The sequence below is a fragment of the Bradyrhizobium sp. SZCCHNS1022 genome (genome assembly GCF_032484835.1).
Classification (GTDB): Bacteria; Pseudomonadota; Alphaproteobacteria; order Rhizobiales; family Xanthobacteraceae; genus Bradyrhizobium.
Window position 1 is genome coordinate 574,126 of the sequence record NZ_JAUETT010000001.1, and the last position, 13,993, is coordinate 588,118.

Genomic DNA, 13,993 nt, shown 5'->3' on the forward strand with positions numbered 1-13,993 from the left:
CAGGGACGACAGTCTACTGCAGGAACGAACAGGGCTGATACGAAATTCCGCACCAGCCCCTGTCGGGAGGACAGCATGGAAATCACCGCACTGGGTTACGTCGGCATCAAGTCCTCCCAATTGGAGCAGTGGAGCCGTATGGCCACCGACCTGCTCGGAATGCAGCGGGTCGATGGTGCGGCCAAGGTGCAGGCCTACCGCATGGACGATCGCAAGCAACGGCTGATCGTCGACGGCAGCGACGATTCCGGACTCGCTGTGATGGGCTGGGAAGTTGCCGATGCGGCGGCGCTCGACCGCCTCGCCGGGCGGCTCGAAGACCATGGGGTCAGGGTGACGCGGGGCGCGCGGGCGTTGGCCGAGCAGCGCCACGTCACCGAGCTGATCTCCTTTCAAGATCCCGCCGGCCATCCGATCGAAGCGTTCTGGGGCGCGGCGCTCGCGTCCGATCCCTTCCGGCCGGGGCGACCGATCTCCGGCTTTCGCACCGGCCCGCTCGGCATGGGGCACGTCGTGCTCAACGTCGAGGAGGTCGAGCCGCTGTTGCAGTTCTACCGCGACCTGCTCGGCTTCAAGGTCTCGGACTTCGGGCTCACCCCTTACAAGCTCTATTTCTTCCACGTCAACGGCCGGCACCATAGTTTTGCGATGGTCGGCTCGGGGCGCCGCGCGCTGCATCATTTCATGGTGGAGGTCGGCAGCCTCGACGATGTCGGGCAAGGCTATGATCTCGCGCAGCTCGAAGATGGCCGCGTGGCCTACACGCTGGGCCGCCACACCAACGATCACATGACCTCGTTCTACGTCAATACGCCGTCGGGCTTCTTCATCGAATATGGCTGGGGCGGCCGGATCATCGATCCCAAGACTTGGCAGCCGCATGAGACCTTCGATGGCCCCTCGCTCTGGGGCCACGAGCGCTTGTACATGCCGGAAGAGCAGCGCAAGCGGCTGCGGGACATGCGGCTGTCCGCCGCCGCGCGCGGCATTCGCGTGCCGGACCCCAGCGTGCCGCCCTTGAACTGCCCCTGGCTGGACACGGTGATCGCGCAGGAATGAGCTGATGTTGCTGTGGGCGGCACAGCGAGCGGCGATTTCGATCTCTGATGCTCTCCCGACGGCGCCTCTGATCCGGCCGCGCTTCGGCCGGCACCGAGCGTCATGTAGTTATGAGTTGCGGGGTGCGGAGACCTCGGGTCATGCGCCGTCCTGACTGCTCGATCCTTCGGACTTGCCGCGATCCATGCCGCTGGAGGCTCATTCACATGCTGGTGAACCATGATCCAGATCAAGACTCACCTCCAATCGTTGAATTTTCATTGCGTCGCAACCAGGAGATGTTTTGAGAATTTTAGGAATCACTCCTGGATCAAAGCGACATCAAGGAGCTGACTATGACCAAACGTATTCTTGTCAGTCTTGCTATCCTCACTCTCGCCGCTTCCGCCGCTTCGGCCGCGCCTCGGAACCATCATCAGCGCGCAATGAACGCGTATGCCCGCGTCGGCGGACCTCCGGTCAGTGCGCCGGCCGGTGTGAGCAACGATGACCGCGCCTTGTATTTCCAGAACCTGCGCGACTCCGGCTACAACCCGAGGAACGACTACAACGCGAACGGAACTATCAAGACGCAATAACGTCAGCTCTCGTTGATCCATTATTCCATCATTCCATCATCGCCTTCCCCTCGGGCTCAGACAGCAGCCTAGCGGGGGAAGGCGTGTTGGCGCTTTTCGACGCGCTCGGGCTCTTCGATTGATTCAGGTGGCTTCCGGCCATCGCTGGCGCGTCTCGGGCCCCGCAATCAACATTGTCAGTCGAAAATCCGCCCAGCCCGCGAACGACATTGAGACTTGCTGATAGTGCAGCAGCCCATCAGCCGGGTGTTTGAAGATGCGCTCGCCGCCTTCGCGGGCCAGCACGCCATGGGCCGCCCAGGAGCGCGCAAAATCGGGGCTCTTCCCACGCAACTCTTCGACCAGACCGCACACCGCGGGATCATCGACGTGCCCCGTGGTTGCAGCACGAAACTCGGCAACGACGCGCTGTGCGCGAATGTCCCAATCGACGATGAGCGAGCGCGCCTCGGGCCGCAGGAAGATATAACGTAGCAGGTTGGGCTCGCCCCCGCGATCGAGCCAGCCCGCAAATAGTCGCGCCGCTTTGGCATTCCAACGACGCCCCGTCCAGGTGCGGTCGAGGATATAGGCCGGACCGTCGATCGCATCGACACAGCCAAGCATCTCATCCGGGGGATTGTCGTCGGTATCGGCCCTGTCGGGGTCGCGCTTGCCGGACAGTTCGAACAGATAGCTTCGCTCGGCCCGCGACAGGCGCAGGCCTCGCGCCAGACGGGCAAGTGCCGCGGGCGAAACGGAAACGTCGCGGCCCTGCTCGATCCATGTGTACCAGGTCGCGCTCAATCCGCAGAGCTGCGCCAGTTCCTCGCGCCTGAGACCGGGCGTGCGCCGCCGTGGCGCGCCAGCAAGTCCGTGCGCGGCTGGATCCTGGCGCTCTCTTAACGAGCACAGAAATGCCCCCAGAGAGAGGGCTTGGTTTTCCGGTGCGTGTCCCTTCATGGTGCAGGAAATACTAGGATAAGTTCCGATATTAAACCGGCATGCCGCCGATGATACCCTTCGCCATCTGGAAGGGAAGGGAGGATCGGCATGGGCAAGCAGTTCGCGAAGATCGAGCCGGAGCACCGGTATTTCATCGCGCGGCAGAAGATATTTTTCGTCGCCACTGCCCCGCCGAAGGGGCGCATCAACGTCTCACCGAAAGGATTATCGTCTCTGCGCGTCCTCGCCGACAACGAGGTGGCCTACCTCGATTGCACCGGCAGCGGCAGCGAGACCCGCGCCCACCTCGCGGCCTCCGAAGACAAGCGGCTGACCATCATGTTCTGCGCATTCGAAGGCCCGCCCGTCATCCTGCGCCTGTACGGTCAGGGGCGGTCGCTGATGCGCGGCACACCGGATTATGCCGCCCTGCTCCCGCAGTTCGAGGAGATGCCCGGAGCCCGCCAGATCGTGCGTCTCGCCGTCGATCTGGTGCAGACGTCGTGCGGCATGGGCGTGCCTCTCTTCGACTACAAGGAGGAACGGGGCAGCCTGATCCGCTACTGGACCGCGCAGGGGCTCGACAATCTGCGCAAATATTGGGGGCTTAAGAACACGAAAAGCATCGACGGGCTGCCGACCGGCTTCTCCCCGGACAGCATGGCCGGGATGCGTTGAGGCTACTCGGGATGGCATCGTGCTGGCGGATTTCCGCGAACGGCCGCTCGCGCCCAAAAGCCGATTCCGCCCATTCGCTCAATACGATGACCCCTGTCCAGATCACGAACGAAAAATATTCTTCTTTCGTTTTTTCAGAATTCATGATTATCTACTGCCATCCAGCCTCGTGCAGAGGGCGTACGCGCGATCGTCACGATACGTGAGGCGGGAAGCGGTGGCCGCGAGGCATTGCAGCATTCATTGGCAGCATTCATTGAATGCGGACGAACGGTGCTCTTGCGGACGGCCAAGCCGCGTGGTCCTGGCGCCTCGGTGCTGGCGCTAAGTTCGCGACGGTGCCACTCGACATCGCTCTGCGATGAGATGGCATCGCGCTGATGACGGGGGCAAGAGAGCCGATCCCCGGGGAGAGCGCGGAGTAAGCCGTAACACCATCGCGCAGGGAAGGCCGGGTCATCTCGGCTGAGCCTGTGGTTCCTGCCCCGTGCACTTCTTCACGCACGGGGGCCATGGGTGCCAGCCGGCACCTGGTCTTCCCTGCCCCTCTCGCTTGCAGAGGGCTCGCATTCAGCACAACTCGGGCGCATCAGCACCGCGAGACCGCGGCGGCTTGGATCGTCTCGTGCACCGCTTCCTTGCATCGTTCCGAACATCATCATCAAGACCGCGCGAGCGCGGAATTAGAGATTGCAGCGGCCCGATCGATCCGGTCGAGTCATGCAGACACGTTCAGGGGGGTGGAGGCATCCACCTCGTCCTGACATTCGTCCGAACCAATGCGAGAGGTCAAGCCGATGAACGGTGCAGAGCTTTTGGTCGCCGCCTTGCAGAACGAGGGCGTCACTCGGATCTTTGGCGTACCTGGCGAGGAGAATCTCGATGTGGTCGAAGCGCTCCGGCGCTCTCCCATCGAGCTGGTGCTCACACGGCATGAACAGGCCGCAGCCTTCATGGCCGCCACCCACGGTCGGCTCACCGGCCACCCCGGCGTCTGCCTGGCGACACTGGGACCGGGCGCACTCAACTTCACGACCGGCGCCGCCTATGCGCTGCTCGGTGCCATGCCGATGATCATGATCACGGGACAGAAAGGCATTCTGAGCCGCAAGCAGGCGCGGTTTCAGGTGGTCGACATGGTCTCGACCATGACGCCGCTGACCAAGATGGCGCGCCAGATCGTCAGTCCGGCGACCATTCCCTCGATCGTTCGCGACGCCTTTCGCGTGGCTCAGCAGGAGCGGCCGGGACCGGTGCATCTGGAACTGCCGGAAGACATCGCCGCCGCCAAAACTGCAGACACCGCTCCGATCCCGCCGCATCCGATCGACATGCCGGTCGCCCAGCCCGCAGCCCTCGATCGCGCGGCCGAGCTGATCAGAGCCGCACAGCGGCCGCTGATCATGTTAGGTGCCGCCGCCAGCCGGCCACGCATCGCGGCGGCGCTCGCCGATTTCGTCCGCCGCCTGCAGATTCCGTTTTTCAACACGCAGATGGGCAAGGGCTCGGTGGCCGGCGGCTCCGGACTCTACATGGGCACCGCCGCGCTTTCCGAGCGCGACTATGTTCACGACGCGGTCGACCGCGCCGACCTGATCATCGCCATCGGCCACGACACCGTAGAGAAGCCGCCGTTCCTGATGGGGCCCGGCGGGCCGACGGTGCTCCACGTCGGCTATCTTCCCGCGACGGTCGAAGAGGTGTTCTTTCCGCATGCCGAGCTCATCGGCGATGTCGGTCCAAGTCTGAAGCTGCTGGCTGACCGGCTCGAAGGCCAACTGCCGAATGCCGGCGCGTTGCTGACGCTGCGCGCGGAGATCCTCCGCCACATCGCAGACCGCGCCGAGGAGAGCCGCTATCCGCTGACACCGCAGCGGATCGTGCACGACGTGCGCAAGGTGATGCCCGAGGACGGCATCGTTTGCCTCGACAACGGCATGTACAAGATCTGGTTCGCCCGCAACTACAGGACCCGCGTCGCCAACACGCTGCTCCTCGACAATGCGCTTGCGACCATGGGTGCCGGGCTGCCGTCGGCGATCATGGCTGCGTGTCTTTATCCCGATCGGCGCGTCATGGCGGTGTGCGGCGACGGCGGCTTCATGATGAACTCGCAGGAGCTCGAGACGGCGGTCCGGCTCGGCGTGAACCTGGTCGTGCTGATCCTGCAGGACAATGCCTATGGCATGATCCGCTGGAAGCAGGGCGTCGACGGCTTTCCCGATTTCGGCATGACCTTCGGCAATCCCGATTTCGTCGCTTACGCGCAGGCTTATGGCGCCAAGGGCAGCCGGGTGGCGACGGCCGACGGGCTGGCTCCGGCGCTCGAAGCCGCGTTCGATGCACAGGGCGTGCATCTTGTGAGCGTTCCGGTGGACTACTCGGAGAACATGCGCGTGCTGGTGCAGGAGCTGCAGGCGCATGCGCCGGGAGGCGGGTGCGGGAGGAGGTGAATGAGCGCCACGTTCCTGCCTGGACAATCTACTCCGCCGCGGCGGCGCCCAGCTCGCCGGCGCGATCGAACACCACCTTGCCGTTCAGCAGCGTGAGATCGCAGCGGACATCATGCTCCAGATGAGCAGGCTCGATCGCGAAGAGGTCATCGCTGAGCACCGCGATATCGGCCGCCTGCCCAGGCACCAGCCGTCCTACTTCATGTTCTGCAAACTGCGTGTAAGCGCCGCAATAAGTGTAGGCATGCAGCGCTTCGGCCATCGAGAGCACCTGATCCGGCCCCAGCACGGTGTGGCGGTTCGACATCCGCGTCGTCATCGTGAACAGGTTCTTGAACGGATCGGTGGTCGACACCGGCGCATCCGAGCTCGCCGCCGGGTGCAGGCCGGCATCGAGCCATTTGCGCATCGGATAGGCCGCGGCCGTGCGCTCGGCGCCGACATTGCGCAGATAGAGGTCACCGAACTCGTACATGAAGATCGGCTGCGGCACCGGATCGATGCCGGCTTTCGCCATGCGCACGATCTGGCTGTCACTGAGAAAGCCGCAATGCTCGATGCGGTGGCGGCGGCCCTCGATCGGCTGATCTGTCGTGCCGGCCTTCTCGATCCCACCCAGCACCTGCTCGATCGCGGCATCGCCGATCGCATGAATCGCGAGCTGATAGCCGAGCGCGTGATAATGCGCCAGGAACTGATGCATCTCGGTATCCGAGAAGCAGAAGATGCCGCGATTGTCAGGCTCGCCGACCAAATAAGGCTCGCTCATCGCCGCGGTCAGGCCGCCGGCGCTGCCGTCGCCGAACACCTTCATCGCGCCATAGCGCAACAGGCCGGTACGGCGGCCGAAGCGATAGCCGGCTTCAAAGGCCTTGTCGCCGATACCGTCGGGATTGCCGTAGATGCAGGCCCAGACCCGCAACGGCAATTCGTTCGCGGCCGCGAGTTCTTCATAGGCCGCGATCTCTTCCATCCCGGCGGACATGCCGACCGCCGCATCCATCACGCTGGTGAAACCCTGCGACAGCATAAAGCGGCTCGCACGGTCGATCGCCGCGCGCAGCTCGGCCCGGGTCGGCTTCGGGGCGACCTCGACGATCAGACGCATCGCGCGCTCGGCCAACAGCCCGGTCAGCTCATTGTCGCGCCGCTCGATCAGCCCGCCATCCGGGCTCGGCGTGTTGTGGCCGATGCCGGCCTCGCGCAGCGCCAGCGTATTGGCGATCGCGACATGGCCGCAGGTGCGCTTGATGTAGACCGGATTATCAGGCGCGACGCGGTCGAGCTCGGCGGCCGTGGGGTGGCGCTTTTCTGCAAGCTCGTTGTGGTCGTAACCGCGGCCAAGAATCCACTCGCCGGGCGAGGCCGTTTTGGCCTTTTCCGCGATCCGGCGCAGGATCTCGCCGACGCTGCGCGCGCCCGTCTCGGGGCGCAGATTGATCTCGGCCATATGGAGACCAAAGGGCAGCAGATGCATGTGCGCATCGTTCAGCCCGGGCACTGCGAGGCGGCCGCCGAGATCGATCGTGCGCGTCGCGGGACCGGCAAGGCCTGCGATATCGGATACTTTGCCAGTTGCAAGGACGCGACCGCCAGCGACGGCAAGCGCTTCGACAAAGCCGTCATTCAGGCCGCAGAAGATGCGGCCGTTGCCGACGATGAGATCTGCCTTGTCCATTGCCTACGCCCCGATTGCCTGTCGCGCCAAGCTCAGCGGGCCGATGCGGTGATGTCAATCGCGCTTGCCGCATGGGGCAATGCGATGGCGGGGCGTGAGGAAAATTTGCGCAAGGTGATCGCGGCGTGCACGCGACGCGGCGGCTTCAGCCGGCATTTCTGCTCAAGCCGTCGGCAACCGTTCTCGAAAGAAACTGACGACGCGCGCCACGGCATCGCCCGTCGCGGGATCATTGTCGGCGAAGTCGAAACCATGGGCCTTGCCGGGATAGGTGACGAGCTCGGCCGGTGCCCCCACCGCCTTGGCGAGTTCGACCAGAGCCTTGCCGCGCGCCAGCGGGACGTTGCGATCGGCATCGCCGTGCAGCTCGATCAATGGCGGCATATGCTTCACGCCGGGCGCGATCTGGTCGGGCATGCCGGCATACAGCACTGCGAGCGCGGCAACGCGCTCATCGCGCGCGGCTGTCGCCGCAGCAACGAAGCCGCCGAGCGAAAATCCGACCAGGCCAAGCCGGCCGGAACTATCGGGCCGCGCCAAGACCGCGGAGATAACCGACGATACCCGCTCGGCCCAGGCAGCAAATCGTGCGTCCTGATGAGCGATGCGAGCTTCCCGCGTGCTGATCTTCGCCAGCGCCTGTTCGTCGACCGGGCTGTAATAGCGCACCAGGTAGGTGTCGATGCCCGCTTCCGTCAGCGCGTTGGCATAGCGTTCGTAGGCACGCTGCCTCAATTCGACACCGCGCGCGCCGTGCAGAACCAGGACGCTTGGCCGCTTCGCCGTGCCGCTTGCGGCATAGCGGGTCAAAGCGATCGGGCCTTCGGCCGACTCCACGTTGAACTGTTCGGCAGGCTCCGCGCGCAAAGGGTGAGCTGCAACAAGAAGGGCAAGACCGCTCAGGACGGTCCTGCGGGTGACCGGGAGGGTCGCAATGGATATGGATGGGATATCCGGCGTCGACATCGTGACAGATCCTTATGCCTAGACCACTTACGGCAAAAGGGACCGGCGGGAACGGACTGTCAAGTCGGTGCCGCGATCCCAGGATACGCGACACGCAGCTGCTGCGGCTTAGGCGGCTGCGGCCATCTCCCAGCGCGCCGGCGCACGAAAGGCCTGATGCGAAACCGCGAACGCGCTCGCAGCGCTGCGCGCGGCAAAATAGTCCTCAAGCTCGGCGACGGCGCGGCTTTCCCACTCTTCCGCCTGCTCCAGCAGCGACCAGCGCTGATGCGGGCGGCGCGCTGCGGTCTGGCGATACAAGGATGCGATGGTGCGATAGCGGCGCACGTTTTCCAGGACGGCTTCCCCATTCATCGTCATGCTCAATCTCCCCACTCTGTCCCCCTCAGGACAGAACCACGGTGCACCAGCGCGATTTTCGAAATCGTTAGCGGCCCGGTTCGGCCGATGCGATGGTTGGCGAACCGTTGCCAGCGCGCCCAGGCCAGCGTGCCCAGACCGGCACGGCCGAGCGGCGCATGCCGCGTCGTCCTTCTCGCCCGCGCGGTTAAACATCCCGAAACCCTGTTCGGCAGAGGGCCGGAGGGTGTCTCCTTTCGGCTACGCACCAGTCGCGGTGACCGAGGCGCGGAAGCGCCAGATCGTCAGCCCCAGAAACACGGCGGCGATGCCGGCAACCAGGAGGAACTGCGGCCAAACCACATCGAACCCGGCGCCGCGATACAGGATCGCCTGCGCGAACGACACGAAATGGGTCGAGGGCGACGCCTTCATGATCGTGGACAGCCATTCCGGCTGGCTCTCGACCGGGGTCGAGGCGCCGGACAGCATGTTCATGGGGACGGCAACCAGGATATAGAGCAGCCCAAGCTGCGGCATCGAGCGCGCAATCGTCCCGAGAAACAGGCCGACGGCGGTGGCAAAGAACAGGTAAAGGACCGCGCCCACCATGAACAACGGGATCGAGCCGTTGATCGGCACGCCAAGGATGAGCCGAACCACGACATAGAGCGCCAGCATCACTGCGACCGCGATCACCAGCGCATTGGCCCATATCTTCGACATGGCGATCTCGAATGGCGAGAGCGGCATCACCAGCAGATGATCCATGGTGCCATGCTCGCGCTCGCGCACCAGCGCAGCTCCGGCCAGTATGATCGCGAGCATGGTGACGCTGTTGATGATGCCCATCACGCCTTCGAACCAGGCGGTGTCGACATTCGGATTGAACGCGATCCGCGTCACCAGATTGACCGGGGACAACGGCGTTTTTTGCGCCCGGGCCAGGAACCAGTCGATCTCGGTGTCGATCATCTGCAGGATGTAGCCAGAGCCGAGGCCCGCCTGGACCATCGCCGTGGCATCGACATTGACCTGCAAGGACGGCTTATGACCGGCCATCACGTCGCGCTGGAAGTTCGGCGGAATGTCCAGCACGAAGGTGAACTTGCCGTTGTTCATCAGCGGCTCGATCTGTCCTTCCGCGATATGAACCGGTGGCTGGAAGTAGGGCAGCAGAAATGCACCGATGATCCGACGCGAGAGTTCGGAGTTATCCTCGTCAGCCACGGCAATGGAGGCGTGGTAAAGCTCTTGCGAGTTGCTCTGCGCCTGGCTGATCACTGCGACGGTGAACGAATAGATCACGAGACCGATCAGCACGAAATCGCCGAACAGGCTGCGCAACTCCTTCGTTCCGAGCCAGAAAATGTTGGACAGCGAGCGCATGGCGCCTCACCGCTCCTGCTTCGGCAGCAGGACGAGACTCAGCGTCGTCAGCACCGGAATGAACACGAGCAGCATCAGGATATATTGGCCGAGATCGGCAAAGCCGAGACCCTTGGTGAAGGTACCGACCGTGATCGGACGGAAGTAGGTCATCGGAAAGCACATCCCGAGCAGCTGGGCGAATCCCGACAGCGAGGACACCGGGACCAGCATGCCGGAGAACTGGGTGGCCGGCAGGATGGTCAGGATTGCAGTCCCGAACAGCGCCGCAATCTGGGTTCGGCAGAAGGTCGAGATCAGCATGCCGAAGCCGGTCGTCGTGAAGACATAGACCAGAGTTCCGACGAGCAGCGGCAGCAGGCTGCCTTTGAAGGACACTCGGAACAGCCACAATGCCATGATGAACATGACGACGAAATTGACCAAGGCGACTGCGATATAGGGCAGCTGCTTGCCAAGCAGGAATTCCAATCGCGTCACCGGCGTGACGTAGAGATTGGTGATCGAGCCGAGCTCCTTCTCGCGAACCACCGCCAGCGCCATCAGGATCGCCGGAAACAGCGCCAGCATCAGCGCGATCGTGGTCGGTACCATCGCATAGATGCTGTCGAACGACTGATTGTACTTGAATCGGATGGCGATAGTGGCGGGCGAAGGCGCAGCCGGCTGCGTGGTCTTGACGGCCGGATCGGACAGATAGAGCAGATGCGTGCCCTGAAGATAGCCGCGGATGGTCTCGGCGCGGAACGGCATCGAGCCGTCGATCCAGGCCGATACGAAAGCCGGGCGGCCTCGCTTGATGTCGACGCCGAAGTTCGGCGGAATCTCGATCGAGGCCTTGATGTCGCCGTTCTTCATGCGCCGTTCCAGGTCGGCGTAATCGGTGATCGGCGGCCGTTCGGTGAAATAGCGCGAACCGCGCAATTCCGAGAGATAGGCGCGACTTTCCGGCGTCTGATCGTGATCGAGCGCCGCAAAAGTCAGATTGTTGACGTCCGTGGAGATGCCGAAGCCGATCACGATCATGAGGAAGGCGGTGCCGAACAGCGCAAACAGCAGCCGGATCGGATCGCGCACCAGTTCGAGCCCCTCCCGGATCGTATAGGCGAACAGCCGTCGCGAACTGAACAACGCGCGCCTTCCGTCGGCCTCCGATCCGGCTTCCGCCGATCTTGCCGCAACCGCGCGGTCGGGATTCGTCTGGGTCAGCGTGACCGATGCGCCGTCCTCCACGCCCGCATCCTGCTCGAGGAAGGCGATGAAGGCTTGCTCGAGCGTTTGCACGCCTTTGGCCCTAACCAATCCCTCGGGGGTATCGGTCGCAAGCACGCGACCGTCGTGCATCAAGGACAGACGGTCGCAGCGCGCCGCCTCGTTCATGAAGTGCGTCGAGACGAAGATCGTCATGCCGTCGCGGCGGGACAGCTCGATCAGAAGGCGCCAGAACTGGTTGCGCGCCACCGGATCGACACCCGACGTCGGCTCGTCCAGGATCAGCAAGTCCGGCTTGTGGACGATCGCAACCGCAAGCGACAAGCGCTGGCGGATGCCGAGCGGCAGATCGGCCGCGAGACTGTCGAGATGGTCGGCGAGATCGCAGCGATCGACCAGTTCGTCGATGCGTTTTCCTGCCTGATCGAGCGGCAGATGAAACAATCGTGCATGCAGGACGAGATTTTGCCGCACCGTCAACTCGCCATAGAGCGAGAAGGCTTGCGACATGTAGCCGACCCGCTGGCGGGATTTGTTATCGCCGGCCTCCATGCTACGCCCGAAGATCAGGGCCTCGCCTTCGCTCGGCGACAACAAGCCGGTGAGCATTTTCATCGTGGTGGTCTTGCCGGAGCCGTTGGAGCCGACGAAGCCGAAGATCTCACCCTTGCGGATCGAGAAGCTGACACGGTCCACGGCCGTGAAGTTGCCGAACCGGCAGGTGAGGTCGCGCGCGATGATCACGGGCTCGGCGCTGCCGTCGAGCGCCACGCGGATCGGCATCTCCGCCTGTGCCTGGCCGGGGGCTTGCGGCAACAATGCGACGAAGGCGTCTTCGATCGAGGCAGCGCCGGTCTGCGCCCTGAGCTCCGCGGGCGAGCCGGTCGCGAGCACGCGACCATCGTTCATGGCAATCAGCCAATCGAAGCGCTCGGCCTCTTCCATATAGGCGGTGGCGACCATCACGCTCATGCCGCCGACACTGCGCGCGCGCAGCCGATCGATCAGATCCCAGAACTGGCGACGCGACAGCGGATCGACGCCGGTGGTCGGCTCATCCAGGATGAGAAGATCGGGATCGTGGATCAACGAGCAGCACAATCCGAGCTTCTGCTTCATGCCGCCGGAGAGCTTCTTGGCCGGACGGTCCGCGAAATCTGCCAGCCCCGTGCTCTCGAGCAGCTCGGTGATGCGCCATTCGCGCTCGTCCTTCGATTGGCCGAACAGGCGGGCGAAGAATTCGATGTTCTCGCGGACGCTGAGATCGGGATAGAGGTTCTTGCCCAGGCCTTGCGGCATGTAGGCAATGCGCGGGCAGACCTTGGCCCGTGCGCGCTGGTCCCCAATATCAGCGCCAAGGACGGTCGCCTGTCCTTCCTGAATCGCGCGGGCTCCGGCCACGATCGAGAGCAGCGACGACTTTCCGACCCCGTCGGGGCCGATCAGGCCGACAAGGCAGCCGGATGGAAGATCCAGCGAGACATCGTCGAGGGCGGTGACGTCGCGATAGCGCTGCGAGACGTTCCTGATCACCGCAACCGGAGGCCCACCCACGCTCATGGCGATGCTTGCAGGCTGGCTGGCCAAGCGACGTCGGGCTTCCAGCGGATATAGGCAATGCCCGGCAGCCCGCTCCTGACGGCATCGGCGTGCGCAGCCAGCAGCTCCTGGTCGACCCGCACGCGGATGCGGAACATCAGCTTGTCGCGCTCGGTCTGCGTCTCCACCGTCTTGGGCGTGAACTGCGCTTCGCTGGCGACGAACGAAACCTTGGCGGAAATCGGATGGTCGGGGTAGGCATCGAGGACGATGCGGGCGTCGGCTCCGACCTTGACCTTGCCGGCCTGCTCGGTCGGCAGGAAGATGTCCATATAGACATAGCCGACATCGAGCATGGTGAAGACCTTGCCGCCTGCGGCCAATACTTCGCCGATATTGGCGAGCCGATACTGGATGCGGCCGGCTTTCGGTGCGATCAGCGAGTTGTCGGCAATCTGCACGCGATAAAGCGCGGCATCATGACGAACCGCTTCCAACGCACGCCCGGCTTCCGACACCCTGGCCTGAGCGCCGATGAGCCCCGCGGTGGCCGCATCGAGCGTCTGCTGCCGCTGGTCGGCGATTTCCTTGGTGGTCCAACCGTTCTGCAACAGCGCGCGGGTTCGCTGCATCTCCTGCTCGGCCAGGGTCTTCTGCGTCTGGGCTTGCGTGACGTTCGCCTGCGCCTGGTCGACGACATGTTGCGCCTGTTGCTCCTGGGCCTCGGCTTTCGACAGCGACTGTTGGAGCTCCTGGGTGTCCATTCGAGCGACCACCTGCCCGGGCACCACCGTATCGCCGATGTCGGCGAACAACGCGGCGACGCGTCCGGCGTATTTGGTGGCGATATCGATCTCGTCGGCCTCGATGCGGCCGTTGCCGAAGCTGATGCCGACCGGCAGCGGCGGATGCAGATGCTTCCAGTAGAGATAGCCGCCGCCCGCGCCGGCGCCGAGAACGGCAGCGAGCAGCAGGAACGGCCAGAAGCGGCGCCTCGGACGGGCAACATGCCGCACGGGAACGGGCAGAGCGCTGACGTGAGCTGGATCCACCCGATGGGGCTCAGATGCGCTCGCGGCTTGCGGAGCGGCGACGAGCTGATCTTGCTGCGGATCCATGTACAACGCCTTTGCATTCCAGAACACCCGTGTCGTGCCACAGGCACCCGCGGATCCGTT

11 protein-coding genes are annotated in these 13,993 nt (G+C 64.0%); 4 read left to right on the plus strand and 7 right to left on the minus strand.

Annotated elements, in window-relative coordinates; genetic code table 11:
- The first annotated feature begins 75 nt into the window (after positions 1–75).
- Entirely contained in the window at positions 76–1,059 is a 984-nt protein-coding gene (locus QX071_RS02530; RefSeq protein ID WP_315702430.1) for a VOC family protein, read from the plus strand.
- A 335-nt stretch (positions 1,060–1,394) separates the two neighbouring features.
- A complete protein-coding gene (locus QX071_RS02535; RefSeq protein ID WP_315702429.1) occupies positions 1,395–1,637 on the plus strand; it encodes a hypothetical protein in 243 nt (80 codons plus the stop codon).
- A 123-nt stretch (positions 1,638–1,760) separates the two neighbouring features.
- On the opposite strand, the gene QX071_RS02540 is transcribed toward QX071_RS02535, so the two are convergent.
- A complete protein-coding gene (locus tag QX071_RS02540; protein ID WP_315703153.1) occupies positions 1,761–2,579 on the minus strand; it encodes a helix-turn-helix transcriptional regulator in 819 nt (272 codons plus the stop codon).
- Between the two features lie 90 nt (positions 2,580–2,669).
- Between QX071_RS02540 and QX071_RS02545 the strand changes: the two genes are divergently transcribed.
- A complete protein-coding gene (locus tag QX071_RS02545; RefSeq protein ID WP_315702428.1) occupies positions 2,670–3,239 on the plus strand; it encodes a pyridoxamine 5'-phosphate oxidase family protein in 570 nt (189 codons plus the stop codon).
- Positions 3,240–4,036: 797 nt separating this feature from the next.
- The gene (locus tag QX071_RS02550; RefSeq protein ID WP_315702427.1) at positions 4,037–5,692 is read left to right on the plus strand and encodes an acetolactate synthase large subunit; all 1,656 of its coding nucleotides are present in this window, start codon (positions 4,037–4,039) and stop codon (positions 5,690–5,692) included.
- A 28-nt stretch (positions 5,693–5,720) separates the two neighbouring features.
- Here the strand turns inward: QX071_RS02550 and QX071_RS02555 are convergent, their stop codons facing one another.
- From QX071_RS02555 to QX071_RS02580, 6 genes are all read right to left on the minus strand, one after another.
- Complete coding sequence (locus QX071_RS02555; protein WP_315702426.1) at positions 5,721–7,370, minus strand: amidohydrolase; 1,650 nt, start codon at positions 7,368–7,370, stop codon at positions 5,721–5,723.
- Between the two features lie 162 nt (positions 7,371–7,532).
- On the minus strand, positions 7,533–8,336 hold the full coding sequence (locus QX071_RS02560) for a dienelactone hydrolase family protein (RefSeq protein ID WP_315702425.1): 804 nt from the start codon (positions 8,334–8,336) through the stop codon (positions 7,533–7,535).
- A 108-nt stretch (positions 8,337–8,444) separates the two neighbouring features.
- Positions 8,445–8,696, minus strand: coding sequence for a hypothetical protein (locus QX071_RS02565; RefSeq protein ID WP_409977468.1), 252 nt, complete (start codon positions 8,694–8,696; stop codon positions 8,445–8,447).
- Between the two features lie 240 nt (positions 8,697–8,936).
- Positions 8,937–10,064: an ABC transporter permease gene (locus tag QX071_RS02570; RefSeq protein ID WP_315702424.1), complete on the minus strand. Its 1,128-nt coding sequence runs from the start codon at positions 10,062–10,064 to the stop codon at positions 8,937–8,939.
- 6 nt (positions 10,065–10,070) lie between these two features.
- Positions 10,071–12,836 carry a ribosome-associated ATPase/putative transporter RbbA gene (gene rbbA / locus QX071_RS02575; RefSeq protein WP_315702423.1) on the minus strand — a complete coding sequence of 922 codons (2,766 nt, stop codon included), beginning with the start codon at positions 12,834–12,836 and terminating at the stop codon, positions 10,071–10,073.
- Entirely contained in the window at positions 12,833–13,933 is a 1,101-nt protein-coding gene (locus tag QX071_RS02580; protein WP_315702422.1) for an HlyD family secretion protein, read from the minus strand. Before QX071_RS02580 ends, rbbA begins: the two co-directional genes overlap by 4 nt.
- Between the last annotated feature and the right edge of the window lie 60 nt (positions 13,934–13,993).

Excerpts from the sequence above, each read along its gene's own strand:
- QX071_RS02535 (WP_315702429.1), top strand. The coding sequence starts at position 1,395 with ATGACCAAACGTATTCTTGTCAGTCTTGCTATCCTCACTCTCGCCGCT.
- QX071_RS02580 (WP_315702422.1), bottom strand. The coding sequence starts at position 13,933 with ATGGATCCGCAGCAAGATCAGCTCGTCGCCGCTCCGCAAGCCGCGAGC.
- QX071_RS02565 (WP_409977468.1), bottom strand. The coding sequence starts at position 8,696 with ATGACGATGAATGGGGAAGCCGTCCTGGAAAACGTGCGCCGCTATCGC.
- QX071_RS02560 (WP_315702425.1), bottom strand. The coding sequence starts at position 8,336 with ATGTCGACGCCGGATATCCCATCCATATCCATTGCGACCCTCCCGGTC.
- QX071_RS02550 (WP_315702427.1), top strand. The coding sequence starts at position 4,037 with ATGAACGGTGCAGAGCTTTTGGTCGCCGCCTTGCAGAACGAGGGCGTC.
- QX071_RS02570 (WP_315702424.1), bottom strand. The coding sequence starts at position 10,064 with ATGCGCTCGCTGTCCAACATTTTCTGGCTCGGAACGAAGGAGTTGCGC.
- rbbA (WP_315702423.1), bottom strand. The coding sequence starts at position 12,836 with ATGAGCGTGGGTGGGCCTCCGGTTGCGGTGATCAGGAACGTCTCGCAG.
- QX071_RS02540 (WP_315703153.1), bottom strand. The coding sequence starts at position 2,579 with ATGAAGGGACACGCACCGGAAAACCAAGCCCTCTCTCTGGGGGCATTT.
- QX071_RS02545 (WP_315702428.1), top strand. The coding sequence starts at position 2,670 with ATGGGCAAGCAGTTCGCGAAGATCGAGCCGGAGCACCGGTATTTCATC.
- QX071_RS02530 (WP_315702430.1), top strand. The coding sequence starts at position 76 with ATGGAAATCACCGCACTGGGTTACGTCGGCATCAAGTCCTCCCAATTG.
- QX071_RS02555 (WP_315702426.1), bottom strand. The coding sequence starts at position 7,370 with ATGGACAAGGCAGATCTCATCGTCGGCAACGGCCGCATCTTCTGCGGC.